Annotated in this window: 16 protein-coding genes; 6 read left to right on the top strand and 10 right to left on the bottom strand. The window is 63.5% G+C overall.

Features of this window, described 5'->3' with window-relative positions; genetic code table 11:
• Positions 1–16: 16 nt before the first annotated feature.
• The 3 genes from EEQ99_RS32045 to EEQ99_RS32055 all read right to left on the bottom strand — a co-directional run bounded on the left by EEQ99_RS32045 (position 17) and on the right by EEQ99_RS32055 (position 2,540).
• Positions 17–844: a transglutaminase-like domain-containing protein gene (locus EEQ99_RS32045; protein ID WP_028759138.1), complete on the bottom strand. Its 828-nt coding sequence runs from the start codon at positions 842–844 to the stop codon at positions 17–19.
• Positions 845–1,016: 172 nt separating this feature from the next.
• Positions 1,017–1,889, bottom strand: a complete 873-nt coding sequence (locus EEQ99_RS32050; RefSeq protein WP_028759137.1) for a transglutaminase family protein — start codon at positions 1,887–1,889, stop codon at positions 1,017–1,019.
• A 495-nt stretch (positions 1,890–2,384) separates the two neighbouring features.
• Complete coding sequence (locus EEQ99_RS32055; RefSeq protein WP_018495827.1) at positions 2,385–2,540, bottom strand: hypothetical protein; 156 nt, start codon at positions 2,538–2,540, stop codon at positions 2,385–2,387.
• A gap of 713 nt (positions 2,541–3,253) precedes the next feature.
• Between EEQ99_RS32055 and EEQ99_RS32060 the strand changes: the two genes are divergently transcribed.
• A complete protein-coding gene (locus tag EEQ99_RS32060; protein ID WP_047615234.1) occupies positions 3,254–3,508 on the top strand; it encodes a GlsB/YeaQ/YmgE family stress response membrane protein in 255 nt (84 codons plus the stop codon).
• A 90-nt stretch (positions 3,509–3,598) separates the two neighbouring features.
• Here EEQ99_RS32060 and EEQ99_RS32065 read toward each other — a convergent pair whose 3' ends face one another.
• Positions 3,599–3,880, bottom strand: a complete 282-nt coding sequence (locus tag EEQ99_RS32065; protein WP_047615451.1) for a hypothetical protein — start codon at positions 3,878–3,880, stop codon at positions 3,599–3,601.
• A 219-nt stretch (positions 3,881–4,099) separates the two neighbouring features.
• Between EEQ99_RS32065 and EEQ99_RS32070 the strand changes: the two genes are divergently transcribed.
• From EEQ99_RS32070 to EEQ99_RS32090, 5 genes are read left to right on the top strand one after another with little or no spacing between them, the layout of a single operon-like run.
• Positions 4,100–5,992, top strand: coding sequence for a peptidylprolyl isomerase (locus tag EEQ99_RS32070; RefSeq protein WP_127431784.1), 1,893 nt, complete (start codon positions 4,100–4,102; stop codon positions 5,990–5,992).
• Between the two features lie 8 nt (positions 5,993–6,000).
• Positions 6,001–7,017, top strand: a complete 1,017-nt coding sequence (gene trpD, locus EEQ99_RS32075) for an anthranilate phosphoribosyltransferase (protein WP_047615237.1) — start codon at positions 6,001–6,003, stop codon at positions 7,015–7,017.
• A 9-nt stretch (positions 7,018–7,026) separates the two neighbouring features.
• Positions 7,027–7,839, top strand: coding sequence for an indole-3-glycerol phosphate synthase TrpC (gene trpC / locus EEQ99_RS32080; protein WP_127431785.1), 813 nt, complete (start codon positions 7,027–7,029; stop codon positions 7,837–7,839).
• Between the two features lies 1 nt (position 7,840).
• Entirely contained in the window at positions 7,841–8,338 is a 498-nt protein-coding gene (gene moaC / locus EEQ99_RS32085) for a cyclic pyranopterin monophosphate synthase MoaC (RefSeq protein ID WP_097594470.1), read from the top strand.
• On the top strand, positions 8,335–9,558 hold the full coding sequence (locus tag EEQ99_RS32090) for a molybdopterin molybdotransferase MoeA (protein ID WP_127431786.1): 1,224 nt from the start codon (positions 8,335–8,337) through the stop codon (positions 9,556–9,558). Before moaC ends, EEQ99_RS32090 begins: the two co-directional genes overlap by 4 nt.
• Before the next feature lie 12 nt (positions 9,559–9,570).
• Here EEQ99_RS32090 and EEQ99_RS32095 read toward each other — a convergent pair whose 3' ends face one another.
• The 6 genes from EEQ99_RS32095 to EEQ99_RS32120 form a co-directional block, all read right to left on the bottom strand.
• Entirely contained in the window at positions 9,571–10,233 is a 663-nt protein-coding gene (locus tag EEQ99_RS32095) for a class I SAM-dependent methyltransferase (RefSeq protein WP_127431787.1), read from the bottom strand.
• A gap of 28 nt (positions 10,234–10,261) precedes the next feature.
• Entirely contained in the window at positions 10,262–10,696 is a 435-nt protein-coding gene (locus EEQ99_RS32100) for a GNAT family N-acetyltransferase (RefSeq protein WP_127431788.1), read from the bottom strand.
• Between the two features lie 100 nt (positions 10,697–10,796).
• A complete protein-coding gene (locus EEQ99_RS32105) occupies positions 10,797–12,764 on the bottom strand; it encodes a DEAD/DEAH box helicase (protein WP_127431789.1) in 1,968 nt (655 codons plus the stop codon).
• Positions 12,765–12,863: 99 nt separating this feature from the next.
• Positions 12,864–14,720, bottom strand: a complete 1,857-nt coding sequence (locus EEQ99_RS32110; protein WP_127431790.1) for a CHASE2 domain-containing protein — start codon at positions 14,718–14,720, stop codon at positions 12,864–12,866.
• A 5-nt stretch (positions 14,721–14,725) separates the two neighbouring features.
• On the bottom strand, positions 14,726–15,244 hold the full coding sequence (locus EEQ99_RS32115) for a FecR domain-containing protein (protein WP_097544310.1): 519 nt from the start codon (positions 15,242–15,244) through the stop codon (positions 14,726–14,728).
• Positions 15,245–15,369: 125 nt separating this feature from the next.
• A complete protein-coding gene (locus tag EEQ99_RS32120) occupies positions 15,370–16,515 on the bottom strand; it encodes a citrate synthase (RefSeq protein ID WP_097544311.1) in 1,146 nt (381 codons plus the stop codon).
• Positions 16,516–16,556: the final 41 nt, after the last annotated feature.

A 16,556-nucleotide genomic window follows, 5' to 3' on the forward strand; every position in this document is an offset into this window, starting at 1 on the left:
TCTCCGTCGCCCACCATCAATCGTTCCTGGGTGCCTCCTGCGGCACTTCCTCGGTGATCACCTCGAAACGGGAAAGCGTTGCCGGCCCGAAGGCCGTCGACATCGCGACATCCGTGGCGTCGCGGCCGGTTCCCATCAATATTCTGCCGATGCGCGGCGTATTGTGGCGGGCGTCGACCGTATGCCAGTGGCCGCCGAGAAAGACTTCGAACCAGGCGCTGAAATCCATCGGGTTGGGATCGATCGGCACGCCGATATCGCCGAGATAGCCGGTGCAATATCGGGCCGGGATATTCATGCACCGGCACAGCGCGATGGCGAGATGGGCAAAGTCACGGCACACGCCCGCCTTATCGGTGAAGCCGCCATGGGCGGTGCGCAGGAGGTCGGCCTTCTGGTAATCGAAGGTGATATGGTCGTGGACGAAATCGCAGATTGCCTGGACGCGCGTCCAGCCGAGCGACGTCGACGAGAAGGTTGCCCAGGCAAAATCTGCCAGCCTGTCGGTGTCGCAATAGCGGCTGCCGAGCAGGAAAACCAGCACATCGTCCGGCAGGTCATTGATCGCGTGCTGGACCGCATCATCGGGAACAATATCGGGTTGCCCGCTGTCGTAGATCTCGAATTCGGTGGAAATGGTCGTCAGTCCCGGCGGGGCGACGATCCGGCTGCAGGCATTGCCGAACCCGTCGGTATATTCCCAGGCCTCGATCGGCCGGTCGAATGTCAGGACCTGCTCACTCAGCAGATCGGCGCGCCGAGAGGGATGGATGTTGAGGACGAGCAGCATCGGCGTTGGTTGCGTGCATTCGTAGCCCAGATGAAACCCGGCGCGTATCTTCATTGTGGCTTCCCTATCGCGGCTCCGCATGTGCGGAGGTGAGTATGGAACGTTGATAGCGCTACCCGGTTCCCGCAAGGGACAACTGTCACCATACAGAGACTTGGTGGTGATCCGAGATTGCCCCGGAAGATTATCTCGGAGGTAATCCGGATTACCTCGGAGAGAATCGAGATTATCTCGTGGTGACGTTGACCTGCACCGTCATGCTGTCGAAATCCGCCCCGTCGCCATCATAGCTGCCGCTCAACGGGACTGCCTGGCGCGGATCGCGGGCAACCGCGACACGAATGAGATCGCGGTTGCCGACGATCCCGTTGGTCGGATCGAACTCCGCCCAGCCGGCGCCGGGGAGATAGATCTGGCACCATGCATGGGTGGAACCGCCGCCGAGCACCGTGGAGCCGTCCCGGTCGGGAACATAGACATAGCCCGTGACGAAGCGCGCCGCGAGCCCAAGGACGCGGGCGGCCTCCATCATCAAAAGCGCGAAATCCCGGCAGGTGCCGGAGCGAAGCTGCAAGGTCTGCACCGGGGTCTGTGTTCCGTGTTCCATCCGGCGCTGATAGACGAAGCTTTCCCGAATGGCGTAACAGAGCGTCATCAGCAGATGCCCGGTTTCCGTCGGACGCCCCTGGCGCACGAACTGCCGTGCCCAGCGTCCGACCTCGTCGTTCGGATCGGGATAATGGCGCTGCATGGCCGGCGTCAGATCGGCAATCTCCTCCTTGTCGTAGGAGAATGGATAAATCAGGGCCGCCTCGTCGACCTTGAGATCCAGGGCGACCTGGGGCGTATGATCGAGGGTGATCCAGGTTTCGAAGCGAAGCTCGGACGCTGGCCTCGAAATATCGATGAGCGCCACGCAATTGCCGAAAACATCGTGGATCCAGCGGACATGACTTTCCTCGGGATAGGTCGTCAGCGACGCTTCGATCAGCCGCTGGTCGAAACTGTCGCGCGGTCGGAACATCAGGCGATGCTCGCCGAAATCGACCGCCCTGACGTAACGATAGGACGTTATGTGGCGGACGGAAAAAATCGTCATCGGCCGCCGTCCGGTAATCTGTTCACCTTGCTGCTCCAAGGCGGTGACGCCGCCTCTCCTCTGCGGGAGCGCCCTGCCCGCTTTTCCGCTTATCCCGATTTCTTGTCATATAAGCACATTCGAAAGATTGCTATTGTAGCTTCACCGATCGACGGCAGAGCCGTCCAACCTAAGAGGATAACATGCATATCATCTGGGACGTTCTGACACTTCTGCTGACAATCGGCTCGCTCTATGGCGGTCGCGAATACCGGATTATTCGCGCCCGTGCCCGCGCCCAGAACTGGGGCAACTTCTGATTCGATCGCGATATTTCTGATTCGATTCCGAGTCATGGTCGCATCGGATCGTTGCCGGTCGCGGCTACGTCGAATGACGTAAAGCCATACGCTTAAGGAAATGCTTTATTAGACGAGACGGCTTCCATCCGTCCATTCTCCCTGTTATTTGAAGCCCGCCTCACCCCAGGCGGGCTTTTTTAGCGATTAATACGCATCACTTCTTGGCGCCGGCCGAAAGCACCCGATGGGTCGCGTTGTCCATTGCGTGGCTCGCTTCCTGTCCATCCTTCTTCAGCCCGTATGCGGTATTGCCGCAGCCGGAAAGGGTGAGCAGGCAGATGCAGGCGATGGCGATTGCAGCTTTTGACATCGAGTGTTTCCCCCGGATCGAATGGCTTCTGGATAAAATGATGCGCTTCGTGGCAAAATCAATCCGTCGGGGCTGGCATGACGGCGAAGTTATTCTGAACTCCGTCCATCACCGGAATTGCTTCATTTGCGCCTGGAAACAAATTTCGCCCCGCCACGGAATTAATCCTTCGTATTTCCAACGGAGCGAACGGCCGACGGGTTGGGTTAATCCCAAAACGCCGTAAAATATTGAAGTGTACTCCCCCGGAGGCATTGTTTGTCATCGCGAGTTTGACCGCAGTCTTTTCAAAGCAAGAAAAACATTCACTAGTCATCTATCGCACGACTCGTCGCCAGCTATTCGAGTATTTATTAATCCGTGTCGCAAAAGAACAGGTTGTGTCATTTTGATATCTTAAGTTTTACTCAAATGCAGCGCTTAACTATTTATTAGTAATAATCTTGCGCGTCGTCCGCTTCAGCTTATGCTTTAAGCATAGGGGAGAGGAAAGATGTTTACGAAAAGTCTGATCATGCCTTTGGGATTCGCAATTCTCGCCATATCAGGCCTGCTGTTTCAGATAGCCGCCTACGTGCTGAACTCCCCGGTCACCGTGCTGCAGCCCTGAGTCACATAAGTTGCTGAACCCGCAAGCAATCTCGGTAACTGGGAGTGGAACTTCCTCTCGTTTCGTGCATTCTGTGACTCGTTTTGCCAGGAGGGAGATAACCATGGAAAACGCAGGCGTGGGTTGGATTGCAGCCATCATCATCGGCGGTATCGCCGGATGGCTGGCGGAAAAGGTCATGAGCAGCAACATGGGCTTGCTCATGAACATATTGCTCGGCATCGTCGGCGCCATTGTCGCCAACTGGATCCTGGGTCTGTTGCACATCCAGCCGCTTGCCGGTTGGCTGGGCTATCTGATCACCGGTTTTATCGGTGCCTGCATCCTGATTTTCATCGGCCGTCTCATCCGCCGCTGACCCCGGCCGCTGGCCTCAATCTGCGCGTTAGACATATCGAAAGCCGGGCGTTGATGACGTCCGGCTTTTTCTTGAGCTCTGAATTCCCGTTCAGCGGCGGCTGAGCAGGCCGAACACATAGGCAATGCCTGCCGTCACCGCGAGTGCCATGAGCGGTTCTTCGCGCACCTTGTCGCGCAGCCGTTCGGTCATTACCGAAGCCTCGTCCGTCACCGCCGATTTTGCGCCCTGCCCCAGCGCGACCACGCTTTCCGTCAGCCGGGAGAGATCGTTGCGAAGGGCTGCGACCTGCGCCGACAGATCGTCTGCTGCGATATCAGCCTTGACACGCGCGGCGGTGGATTCGGCGGAAGCGGTTTTCAATTCTGCCATGGTCTGCTCCTGTTTCATGGGATGCCGCTTCAACGAAATGGCGGCCCGAAAAGTTCCGCCGCAACCGATCTTTTGTTCGCCGCAAAGCCGCCGCGGCCGGGCAGCCGCCTTGTGCAGCTTTTCGCGCGACAAACCCTTCATTTCCTGTCGGGTTTGTTTTAAGGAACGTCGAATGTCCGCCGGCGCGCGGCTCAATGATACTGCGAGGTTTGCGTTTCCATGTTGCATATCCTGAGAAGAGCTGCTCAGACCTGGGTTGCCAAGCTCCTGCTGCTTTTGCTCGTCGTCTCCTTCGGTGTCTGGGGCGTGTCGCATGAGCTGTTAACGGGCGGCAACAGCACCACGGTCGTGACCGTCGGCGATCAGCATGTGGACGTCAACGAATTCCACCTCGCCTATCAGCGCCAGGTGGCAAGCCTCAGCCAGCAGTTCGGCATGCGCCTCACCCCCGAGCAGGCCCGCGCCTTCGGCATCGAGCAGCAGGTGCTTGCCCAGCTCGTCGCCGGCGCCTCGCTCGATCAGCTCGCCGAAGACATGAACCTCGGCCTGTCGGAGGACCGCCTCGCCCAGCTGATCGCCGACGATCCGGCTTTCAAGGCCGTCAACGGCCAGTTCGACCGTGAGCTCTTTGTCTCGCGCCTGCGCAATGCCAACATCCGCCAGGACGACTACATCAAGGAGCGCAGCAAGGTCGCCGTCCGCAGCCAGGTCGTCGATGCCATCTCGAACGGATTCACCGCGCCGAAGACGCTGGTCGACGCCTTGAAGCTTTATGGCAATGAAAGCCGCAGCGTCGATTACCTGCTGCTCACCAACGCCAATATCGAGCCGATCAAGGCGCCCGCCGACGACGTGCTGGCGACGTGGTTCGAAGGTGTCAAGCAGCGTTATCGGGCGCCAGAATACCGCAAGCTCATTTATCTCAAGCTGCAGCCCGCCGATATTGCCGACGCTGCAACCGTCACCGACGATCAGATCCACGAAACGTTCGACAAGAGCAAGGATATCTACCGCACACCGGAAAGCCGCACCATCGAACAGTTGACCTTCGCCAGCAAGGATCTTGCCGCCGCCGCCGAAACGGCGCTGAAGAGCGGCACCAGCTTCGATCAGTTGGTCTCCGACCAGGGCAAGACGGCAAGCGACGTGCTGCTCGGCGAATTCACCAAGGACAAGGTTCCCGACCAGGCCGTTGCCAATGCAGCCTTCGCGGTTTCGCGCGATGGCGGCACGACGCCTGTGGTCGACGGCTCCTTCGGGGCCGTCATCCTGCGCATCACCAACATCAAGCCGGAAACGGTGAAGAATTTCGACGAGGTGAAGGAGGATATCCGCAAGCAGCTGGCGCTTTCCAACGCCTCTCAGGAGGTGATCAACGTTCATGACCGCATCGAAGACCTGCGCGCCGGAGGTTCCACGCTCGAGGATATCGCCGGTCAGCTGAAGCTCCAGGCCGTCACCGTCGATGCCGTCGACATGACCGGCGCCGACAAGGAAGGCAAAGAGGTCAAGGATCTCCCGGCCAAGCAGCAGTTGCTCGGCGAAGCCTTCAAGACCGAGGTCGGCGTCGATGCGCCGCCGCTGCCGATCGGCAATGACGGCTATGTCTGGTTCAACGTCCTTGAAATCACGCCGGACCGCGATCGCCCGATCGCCGAGGTGCGCGAAAAGGCCGTCGAGGACTGGACCGCCGAACAGCAGAAGGCCGAGCTCGCCAAGAAGGCCGACGCATTGAAGGCCGAGGCGGCGAAGGGCACGGCACTTGCCGATATCGCAACGCCGCTCGGCATCGCCGTCGAAAGCAAGAGCGGTGTCACCCGCTCCACCGACGATCCGGTGCTCGGCCGCGCCGGCGTCACCGCCGCCTTCTCCGGCCCGGTCGATACGGTCGCGAGCGCCGTCGGCGCCGATCCCTCGACGCAGATCCTGATGAAGGTCACCGAGGTCAACAGTGAGCCGACCGGCGACGTCCTGAACAACCGCGATGCCCAGATCACCGCCATGGCCAATGCCGCCGGCGACGACATCCTCGATCAGATGGTCAACCTGCTGCAGACGCAATACGGCGCGCAGATCAACCAGAAGCTCGCCGAACAGGCGACAGTCCGCTAGGAGGCCTTATGACCGATCTGAAGCCGTTCCTGGCCAAGGCCGCAAGCCGCGAGCCGCTGACGCGTGACGAGGCTCGTGCCGCCTTCGACATCCTGATGTCGGGCCAGGCGACGCCCTCGCAGATCGGTGGCTTCCTGATGGCGTTGCGCGTGCGCGGCGAAACCGTCGACGAGATCGTCGGCGCCGTCACCGCGATGCGCGCGAAAATGCTGGCCGTCGAGGCGCCGGCCGATGCGATCGACATCGTCGGCACCGGCGGCGATGCCAGCGGCACCTACAATATCTCGACGCTGGCGGCGCTGATCGTCGCCGGCGCCGGTGTCCCCGTCGCCAAGCACGGCAACCGGGCGCTGAGTTCGAAATCGGGCGCGGCCGACAATCTGGCCGCACTCGGCGTCAAGCTCGATGTCAGCCCCGAGATCATCTCCCGCTGCATCGCGGAGGCCGGCGTCGGCTTCATGTTCGCGCAGATGCATCATTCCGCCATGCGCCATGTCGGCCCCTCCCGGGTCGAACTCGGCACGCGCACGATCTTCAACCTGCTCGGCCCGCTCTCCAATCCGGCCGGCGTCCGACGCCAGCTGCTCGGCGTCTTCTCGCCGCAATGGCTGGTGCCGCTCGCCGAAGTCATGCGCGATCTCGGCTCCGAATGCGTCTGGGTGGTCCATGGCGACGGCCTCGACGAGATCACCACCACCGGCGTCACACAAGTCGCGGCGCTCGAGGACGGCAAGATCCGCACCTTCGAGCTGTCGCCCGCCGATTTCGGCGTCAGCCCTTGCGTGCTCGCCGACATCAAGGGCGGTGACGGTGTTGCCAACGCCGCAGCGCTTCGCGAGGTGCTCGGCGGCGCCAAGAATGCCTATCGCGATGTCTCGCTCGCCAATGCCGCCGCCTCACTGGTCATCGCGGGCAAGGCCGGGACGATCCGCGACGGCATGACGCTTGCCGCGCAGTCGCTGGATAGCGGCGCCACCGCGCTCGCCCTCGACAAACTCATCGCCGTTTCCAACGATATCGACTAGGATTGCCCGATGACCGATATCCTGAAGAAGATCGAACTCTACAAGCGTGAAGAGATTGCCGCCGCAAAGGCGACGGTGTCGCTCGCCGACTTGAAGGCGATGCAGGCCGGTCAATCCGCCCCGCGCGGTTTTCACAAGGCGCTCGTGGCCAAGCGTGATGCCGGCAATTTCGGCCTCATCGCCGAGATCAAGAAGGCGAGCCCCTCGAAGGGTCTCATCCGTCCGGATTTCGATCCGCCGTCGCTGGCGAGCGCCTATGAGGCCGGCGGTGCCGCCTGCCTGTCCGTCCTGACCGACAGGCCGAGCTTCCAGGGCGCGCCGGAATTTCTAACGGCCGCCCGCGCGGCCTGCGCGCTGCCGGCACTGCGCAAGGATTTCATGTTCGAGACCTATCAGGTGCACGAGGCCCGCGCCTGGGGCGCCGACTGCATCTTGCTGATCATGGCTTCGCTGTCGGATGATGAAGCCGAGCGACTGCAGGACGAAGCCTTCGACCTCGGCATGGACGTTCTGGTCGAGGTCCACGACGCCGAGGAGATGGAGCGGGCGCTGAAGCTCTCTTCGCCGCTCGTCGGCATCAACAATCGCAATCTCCGCACCTTCGAGGTCAGCCTCACCGTCAGCGAGGCGCTTGCATCAATGGTGCCGGACGACCGGCTGCTGGTCGGCGAAAGCGGTGTCTTCACCCATGCCGATTGCAAAAGGCTGGCCGCCAGCGGCATCAACACCTTCCTGGTCGGCGAAAGCCTGATGCGCAAGGACGACGTGGCGGCCGCCACCCGCGCGCTGCTCTTTGGCGAAGCCGCCATCGCGGCCGAATGATATGAGTGGCGGAAAGCCTGGTCTGACCCATATCGATGCCTCCGGCGAGGCGCATATGGTCGATGTCTCCGACAAGGCCGAAACGGTGCGCATCGCCACCGCCGAGGGCCATGTGAAGATGACGCCGCAAACCCTCGCTCTCATCCGCCAAGGCAATGCCAAGAAGGGCGACGTGATCGGCACCGCGCGCCTTGCCGGCATCATGGCGGCAAAACGCACCGCCGATCTCATCCCGCTCTGCCATCCGCTGATGCTGACGAAGGTCACGGTCGAGATCGAGGAAGATGCCGCCTTGCCCGGCCTGCGCGTCACGGCAATCGCCAAGCTCACCGGTAAGACCGGCGTGGAGATGGAGGCGCTGACCGCGGTCTCGATCGCTTGTCTGACGATCTACGACATGGCCAAGGCCGCCGATAAAGCAATGGAGATCGGCGGCATCCGGCTCCTGGAAAAGTCCGGCGGAAAATCCGGTGATTTTCGTCATCCGGAGGCAAGATGAACCTTCTACCGGTCGCCGAGGCCCTCAACCGCTTGCTTTCTCGCGCAAGACCCGTCGCGGCATCCGAGACGCTGCCGCTTGCCGAGGCTGAGGGCCGCGTTCTGGCCGTCGATCTCACGGCCGGCCTCACTCAGCCGCCCTTCAATGCCTCCGCTATGGATGGCTATGCGTTGCGCCGTGAAGACGCGCCGGAGCCGGGCGCCGTGCTGAGGGTCATCGGCACGTCTTCCGCCGGCCACGGCTTCGAGGCAAGCGTCGGCAAGGGAGAGGCCGTCCGTATCTTCACTGGCGCGCCTGTCCCGCCGGGCGCCGACAGCGTCCTGCTGCAGGAGGATGCGGAAAAGATCGAAGGCGGCATCCGAACCAATTTCCCTGTGCGACAGGGCCAGCACGTGCGTCCCCGCGGCCAGGATTTCGTCGAAGGCGAACCTGTGCTTTCTGCCGGCACGGTGCTCGATTTCTCGCGGCTGACGGTCGCTGCCGGCATGAACCGGCCTGAGGTCGAGATTTTCAAGCGTCCGCTGATCGCCATCCTGGCAACCGGCGACGAGTTGCTGCCGCCCGGAAGCACGCCCGGCCCTTCGCAGATCATCGCCTCCAATACGTTTGGTATTGCAGCCCTTGCCCGCAAAGCCGGCGCCGATGTGCTCGACCTCGGCATCGTGCCTGACGATAAGGCCAGGATCACCGCGGCGATCGACACGGCGCGGGACGCCAAGGTCGATGTCATCGTCACGCTCGGCGGCGCATCGGTCGGCGACCATGATCTGGTGCAGGCGACGCTTGTTGAGGCCGGTATGCAGCTCGATTTCTGGCGCATCGCCATGCGTCCCGGCAAACCGCTGATGGTCGGCAGCTTCGGTGAAACGCATGTGCTCGGCCTGCCCGGCAATCCGGTCTCGAGTCTCGTCTGTTCTTTGCTGTTTCTCGAACCGCTGATCCGCAAGCTCGCCTCCCTGCCGCCGGTGCAGCGCGAGACGACGGTGGAGGCGGCCGTCACACTGCGCGCCAATGATCACCGACAGGACTATATCAGGGCGAGGCTTTCGAAATCCGCTGCCGGAAACTGGCTGGCCGAGCCCTTCGGCAAACAGGATTCCTCAATGATGAAAGTGTTTGCGCAGGCCGACTGCCTCATCATACGCCCGCCACATGCGGGGAAATTGCCGGCCGGAGCTCCCTGCCCGGTCATGCAGTTGCGGCCGGATCTTCTCGTTTAGCTGCATCTCCAGCTATTCGCAGAGCGAAAAGACACCCGCCTGCACCGCTTTGCCCCCGGTGCCTGCGCCGAAATCCGCAACGGCATGGGTCGCGATTCGCTTGAGCTGTCCCTGTGGCAGGTGAGCGCGTTCGGGATCGCCGATGAGCACGTCAATGCCACTCGATTGGCAGCGCCGCAGGAAGGCCATCACCCGCAAGGCAAGCGAAGGATCGTAGAACAGGTCACCGACCACAAGCAGATCAGTCTCCTCCGGCGGCGGCTCGTCCATGATATCGGCGGCGATGATCGCAATAGCGACCCCATTGATCGCCGCGTTCAGGCCGATCGCGGCAATGGCATTGGCATCGACATCGACCGCCGTGACCGCGGCAGCTCCGGCCTTCGCCGCCGCGATGGCGACGAGCCCGGAGCCGGCGCCGAGATCGAGGACGCGGCGGCCTGCAACGATTTCCGGCCGGTCGATCAGATGGCGGGCAAGCACGGCGCCGCCGGCCCAGGGATAGGCCCAGTAGGGCGCTGGATCGGTCTCTCCCCGGCCGGCAAGCCGCCAGAGCCCGCTTGCAGGGCCGGCCTGGTGAAGCAGAATTTCGGGGATGGAGGGAACCGGCGATATCGGCAGATTGGCCTGGATGAAGGCGGCTGGGTCGGGTTGCGGCTGGCTGGCGCGTTTCATCGTCGTCCACTCCTGCCGGCGCTGAAGCTCAATAATTCTTCATGGCAAGATGCGGCATGCCGCCGTCGAGGAATTCCTCGCCATAGGCGACGAAGCCGAAACGCTGGTAGAGCGGCAGTTTATCGGCCTGTGCCGTGAGATAGAAGCGGTTGTCGCGCGCATCGCGATGCAGTTCCATCGCCCGCCCGATCATCGCGGCGGCAATGCCGCGGCCGCGCCATGAGCCGGCAACCGCAACGCGGCCGATCTTCACATGTTCCTCGGCGTAAATGAGCCGCAGCGTGCCGGACACCTCGCCTGCCGTGACGGCGACGAGATGGTGGGCGGTGAAATCGCCGGCATCGAATTCCTCGGCTTCGGGAACCTTCTGCTCATGTACGAAGACTGCACGCCGCAGCCGGAAGGCTTCGTTACAGAGCGTACTGAAGACCGGTACGCTGAGGATCGTTGTTTCCACCATCACAGGAGCTCCCCGAGGAATACGACCCAAGGCCCTTCGCCCGAACTGGCGAAGGGGTCCCGCGATTCAAACTGCTGCAGCATCCAGCGCTGTAATAGCAAGATCAGCCGGGCTTCTTTTTTGAAAATTTGGCCTTCGGTCCGCCGCCCTTGCCCTCATATCTGGGGGCCTCAGATCTGGCGCCTTCGAATTTCGGTTTGTCGAATTTCGGCTTGTCGGATTTGGGTCCATCGAAAGCAGGCTTGCCCGGCTTTTTGCTCCAGGGCTTGCTGTCCCGTCTTTCCCCGCCGGCATTGTCAGCCGCAGCATATCCGCCGCCCGGACCCTTGCCGAACTTGTTCTTCGGGCGCTCGCTGCGGAACGAGTCGTCCGGGCGCTCGTCACGGGATGGCTTGCCGGCATAGGGTTTCGGCGACGGCGCCCGGCTGAAATCCGGTGTGCCCGAAAGCCGGGTCACGCGGATGCCGCGTTCGAGTGCCTTGTTCGGTCCGATCGCCGCCTGGAAGCTTTCGGCGCTCGCCGCGGCGATCTCCACGAAAGTTTCCTCGGGCTGCATCTTGATCGCGCCGATCTCGCGCTTCGTCACATTGCCGTTGCGGCAGAGCATCGGGATCAGCCAGCGCGGCTCGGCATTCTGCTTGCGCCCGACCGAGATAGAGAACCAGACGCTGGCGCCGAAATCCTCACGCGGTCCCTTCTGCGCAGGCTCGTACGGCTCGGCATTGTCGCGGCGCTTGCGGTTGCGCTCGTCCTGCACGGTAACCTCAACGAGATCCTCCGGCGCCGAATGATTGGTGCGGTATAGACGCAGGAAGGCGGCGGCAAGCTTTTCGGCGCCGTGGCTGGCGAGAAGCTGCTGCACCAGCCCCTGTTCTTCTTCCTGCGGTGTTTCGTTGAAGATCGGGTCGGCAAGCAGACGTTCGTCGTCGCGCTCGCTCACCTCCTCGGCCGAAGGCGGCCGCGCCCAGGCAGCCGAAATTCCGGCATTTTCGAGCAGGCGCTCGGCCTTGCGACGTGCGTTCAGCGGCACGATCATGGCGCTGATCCCTTTGCGCCCGGCCCGGCCGGTGCGGCCACTGCGGTGCAGCAGCGTTTCCGGATTGGTCGGCAGGTCGGCATGGATGACGAGATCGAGACCCGGAAGGTCGATGCCGCGGGCGGCGACGTCGGTCGCGATGCAGACGCGGGCACGTCCGTCGCGCATCGCCTGCAGCGCATGGCTGCGCTCGTTCTGCGTCAGCTCACCGGAAAGCGCCACCACGGCGAAATTGCGGTTGTTGAACCGCGCAGTCAGATGGTTGACGGCAGCGCGCGTCGAGCAGAAGACGATGGCGTTGGTCGCCTCATAATAGCGCAGCACGTTGATGATCGCGTTCTCGCGGTCGCTGGGCGCCACCATGAGCGCGCGATATTCGATGTCGACATGCTGCTTTTCCTCGGCCGCGGTGCTGATGCGCACGGCATCGCGCTGGTAGCTCTTGGCAAGCTTGGCGATCGCCGCCGGCACCGTTGCCGAAAACATCAAAGTGCGGCGTTCGTCCGGCGCCGAATCGAGAATGAATTCCAGGTCCTCGCGGAAGCCGAGATCGAGCATCTCGTCGGCCTCGTCGAGCACGGCAGCCTTCAGCTCAGACATATCGAGCGCCCTGCGGCGGATATGGTCGCAGAGCCGGCCGGGCGTGCCGACGACGATATGGGCGCCGCGCTCGAGCGAGCGACGCTCGCTGCGGATGTCCATGCCGCCGACGCAGCTTGATATCACCGCGCCGGTCATTTCGTAGAGCCATTCGAGCTCACGCTTCACCTGCAGGGCAAGCTCGCGCGTCGGGGCGATGACGAGGGCGAGCGGCGCGCCGGCATTGCCGAAGCGCTCTCGGCCTTCGAGCAGCGTCGGCGCCAGCGCCAGGCCGAAGGCGACAGTCTTGCCGGAACCGGTCTGGGCCGAGACCAGCGCATCGGAAGCGGCGAGCGCCGGATCGAGCATCGCCTTTTGCACCGGGGTGAGTTCGGCGTAACCGCGCTTCTGCAACGCCTTGGCGATCGCCGGGACGACGCCGTTGAATTCTGTCATGGGTTCGATCTTTCGGAACTGTCAGGCGCGTGACTGCGCCATGGCCGGAGCCAGCCGGCGGGGTATTTGCGCCGTTCCTAACCGCTCCCGCGGCGATTGTCAAAGCGTGCGGCTACGCCACAGCCACGCGTCGATGTGGCTCGCCCGGCCGCGCAGCGTCGTTTCCAACGGTCCCTCCATCCGGCCGGACTGCGCAAGCACGCTGTCGGGGCCTGCCGCGCGGACGATTTCGGCGCTCAACGCCAGCTCGACGCCATGGCGGGCGGCCACTTCCATCAGGCGGCTGCCGACATTGATGGTGTCGCCTGCCGCGGTGATCTGCTGCCGGTCGCCGGTACCGAGACGCGAGGCGACGATCGGCCCGCAATGGGCGCCGACCTTGAAGCCGATCTTCTTCTGGGCGAAGCCCGCATGCGCTTGAAGCCAGGCCCGCGTGCGCTCACACAGGCTCACCGCGCAGGCAGCAGCCCGGGCGGCATCGTCATCGGAGGGTTCCGGCAGGCCGAACAGGATCATCGCCCCGTCGCCCATGAAGCTGGTGATGGCGCCGCCATGGGCGCGCGCCTCCTCGTCGATCAGTTCGAAGAAGCCGCTCAGCACCTTGCTCACCGCCACCGGTCCGACGGTTTCGCTGAGGCCGGTAAAGCCCGAGAGATCGATGAAGATGACGGCGGCGTTCTGGCGCACCGGCGTGGCGAGGAAATTCGGATCGCGCGCCAGCCACTCGCCGAGGCCGGGCGCCTCGATGCGCTGCAGGAGCGCGCTCTGTTCGGCATAATGGCGGGCGCGGCCACGGTCGCGCCAGAGTTCGGCCGCGCCGAAGATCAGCGCCGGCGGCAGCGCTGCGGCGATCGGCAGCGCCGCACTCAGCCAGTAGCCATGCGCATAGGCCGACAGATTGAGCATCGCCCAGACGATCAGCGTCAGCACGATGATGACATAGCCTGCCGCACTGCGGCGCCAGGCGACCAGCGAAACGAGCACGAGCGTCAGACCGATGGCGGTGGCGGCATCGATCAGCCTTATCCTGTGGTCGCGCACCATGCCGTCGCCGGTGACGAGATGGGTAATCGCCGTCGACATTACCTCGACACCTGGCATGACGGGATCGAACGGCGTCGGAAAGACGTCGCCGCCACCGGTGACCGTCGAACCGATGACGACGATGCGGCCGGCGATCGCATCCGCCGAAAGCTTGCCATCCAATGCATCGGCGGCACTGAAGGTGGCGATTCTGCCGTGCCCGCCGTAGAAGGTCACCGGCAACCGCTGGCCGATATCGGTGGGAATGCGCAGCTTTCCGAGCATGATGGCGTCGGGTTCGATGGTGGGATTGACTCCGAGCGCCACTGAAGCGACACGCAGCGGAAAAGCCGGATCCAGCCGCTCTGCGGTACGCGAGATCAGCGGAATGAAGCGCGGCGTGCCGGTCTGGTCGGTTGCGACATTGACGATGCCGACCGCGGCTGCCTCGGCGAAACGGGGAAGCGGCAGGAGAAGCTGGTTTGCCTCAGGGATGGCGGCAAGCGGATCGTCGGCGGTATCGCTCACGCGCTGCCGACTCTGTGCAAAGGTGGCCGCAGCCGCAATCACGCTCGGTCCCTGGCGAAGGGCTGAGGTCAGTGCCGCGTCGCCCTCCTCCGGCCCCGGATCGACCAGCAGAATATCGATGGCCACGGCTTTCGGCTTCAGCGCGGTGATCGCCTCGATGAGGCGCGCAAGCGTCGCCCGATTTAGGGGATAACCATGCGCCCCGGCGGTGCGGTCGTCGATCGCAACGATCGAGACAACAGGAGGCGGTGTCTTCGCCCCGACGATGACGCTGCGGATATCGGCAAGCGAGGCCTCCATCCGGTCGAGAATGCCGCTTCCGGCATTGAGATTGGTATAGCCGAGTGCTGCCGCCCAAAGACCGGCGAGCAGCAGCGCGATCACAGTCTGCAGGCGGTAGTTCATAGGATTTATTGGCCAAGGCGGGCAAGAAGGGCGGCGGCGCGCGGCGCCGGCCAGCGACGCACGACGAGGGGTTCGGTTCCGCCGCTGACATCGACGCCCTCACCCGGCGACAGCACCACCGGCTCGCCGGCCGGCCGGCGGACCGCGACGCTGCCTCTGACGACCAGCACCGAGGTCTTGCCACCCGCGACATCGACAGCCCATTGAGTGCCGCGCACGGCGGCGATCGCCTGCGGCGTCACGACCTGGAAACCGCCGGCATGCTGCGTGCTGTCGACATCGACGAGGATCGCCTTGCGGCGCAATGCCGCCGAATCAGGGCTGCCGTCGCGGTTGCGGTCGACGAGGCTGTAGGCCGCCCCGGCCTCTGCCGTTACCGTGACACCACCTGGACAACTGAGCACCTGGCGGGCGCCGGCATCACGCGAGACCGTGCAGCCGGCAGACTGCGCAACGGCCGCCCCATGCGGAATGAGGCCGACAGCGAGTGCGGCGGCAAGCAGGCTACGAAGCGTCCTATTCATGGAAAGTCCCCTTGACCGCGCGGGACAGCTTTTCGAAAGCGCCCCGCCAACCGTCTTCTTCCATGTGCGGCATGATAGCCGAATTCGGATATTTCCCTAGGCAAAAAAGCGAAGCGGCGGAATTCTTAAGTTCTGCGGTCCGTTTCAGGTGCCGGTCCGACATAACGCGCCCGCGGCCGGATCAATTCGCCGCTGTCGATCTGCTCCATCGCATGCGCAAGCCAGCCGGCGGAACGGGCAAGCGAGAAAATGATGATCGGCGCCTCCCTCGGGAGATCGAAAGCGGCTGCCATCGCAGCAAGCGCGAAATCGACATTGACCCTCTCGCCGACCATCTCCTCGCCGGTTTCCCGAACCGCGGCAAACTGCGGCGGCAGGGGAAAGTGCGGCAGCAGCGCCAGAGCCCTGATGTCGCCATCGGGATAGAGCGGATGGCCGAAGGCCGACAGGCGATTGCCCTGGGCAAGCGTGCGGCGGATCGCCTGCTCCGCCCCAAGGGCGGATGCTGCCTCGATCAAGGCGTCGACGCCCTGCCAGGCGGCCCCATGCAGCGGTCCTGTCAGCGTCGCCAGTCCCGAAAGCACGGCGGCGGAAAGGGCCGCACCCGCCGATGCCGTGACCCGCGCCGCGAAGGTGGAGGCGTTGAGTTCATGATCGGCCATCAGCACCAGCGCGCGGCGCAGGCAATCGGCAGCATCCGGCCGCCGCCAGCTGGCAGCAAGCCGCAGATGCAACGGCTGCTCCGGCGGCCCCGGGGCCAGCGCATCGGCGAGGGTGCAGAGAACCCCGCCTGCTTCACGGCGAAGTGCGGCCTGTGAGCGGCCGAGCGACGGCAGATCGGATGCCACCCGCCCTGCCAACGCCCGGAAGGCCGCTTGAAGCGACGGAGAGGTATTTCCGGTTCTGCTCCCGGAGAGGAAGGCTTCCGCGCCGTTCCAGAGCAGTGCTGCCGTCTGCTCCAGCGTCGCGACGTCAGCGAAATCGGCCGCATCCCGGCCGCGATAGAAAAGCCGTCCGCCTGTGATGGTCGAGATTGCCGAGGGGAGAACCGGATCGCCCCACCTTATCGTCTCGGCCGCAACCGTTTCGGCCTTGCGGCGGCCGGCATGGCGTTCGGCAAGCCTCTGCACGTCGCTGGCCTGGTAAAGGCTGCGGCGCGGATCGGAGGGATCGGGCTTGGCGTGGATGCGCCCGCGGCTGACATTGGCGTAGAGCGTCTGCGGCTTGGTCTTCAGCGCCTGTAGCGCCTCCTCGGCGGTCAGCCACGACATCGGAACCTCATATTGATCATTTACATCAAGATTGACGTCAA

Origin of the sequence: Rhizobium anhuiense, from assembly GCF_003985145.1 — a bacterium.
Taxonomy (GTDB): Bacteria; Pseudomonadota; Alphaproteobacteria; order Rhizobiales; family Rhizobiaceae; genus Rhizobium; species Rhizobium anhuiense.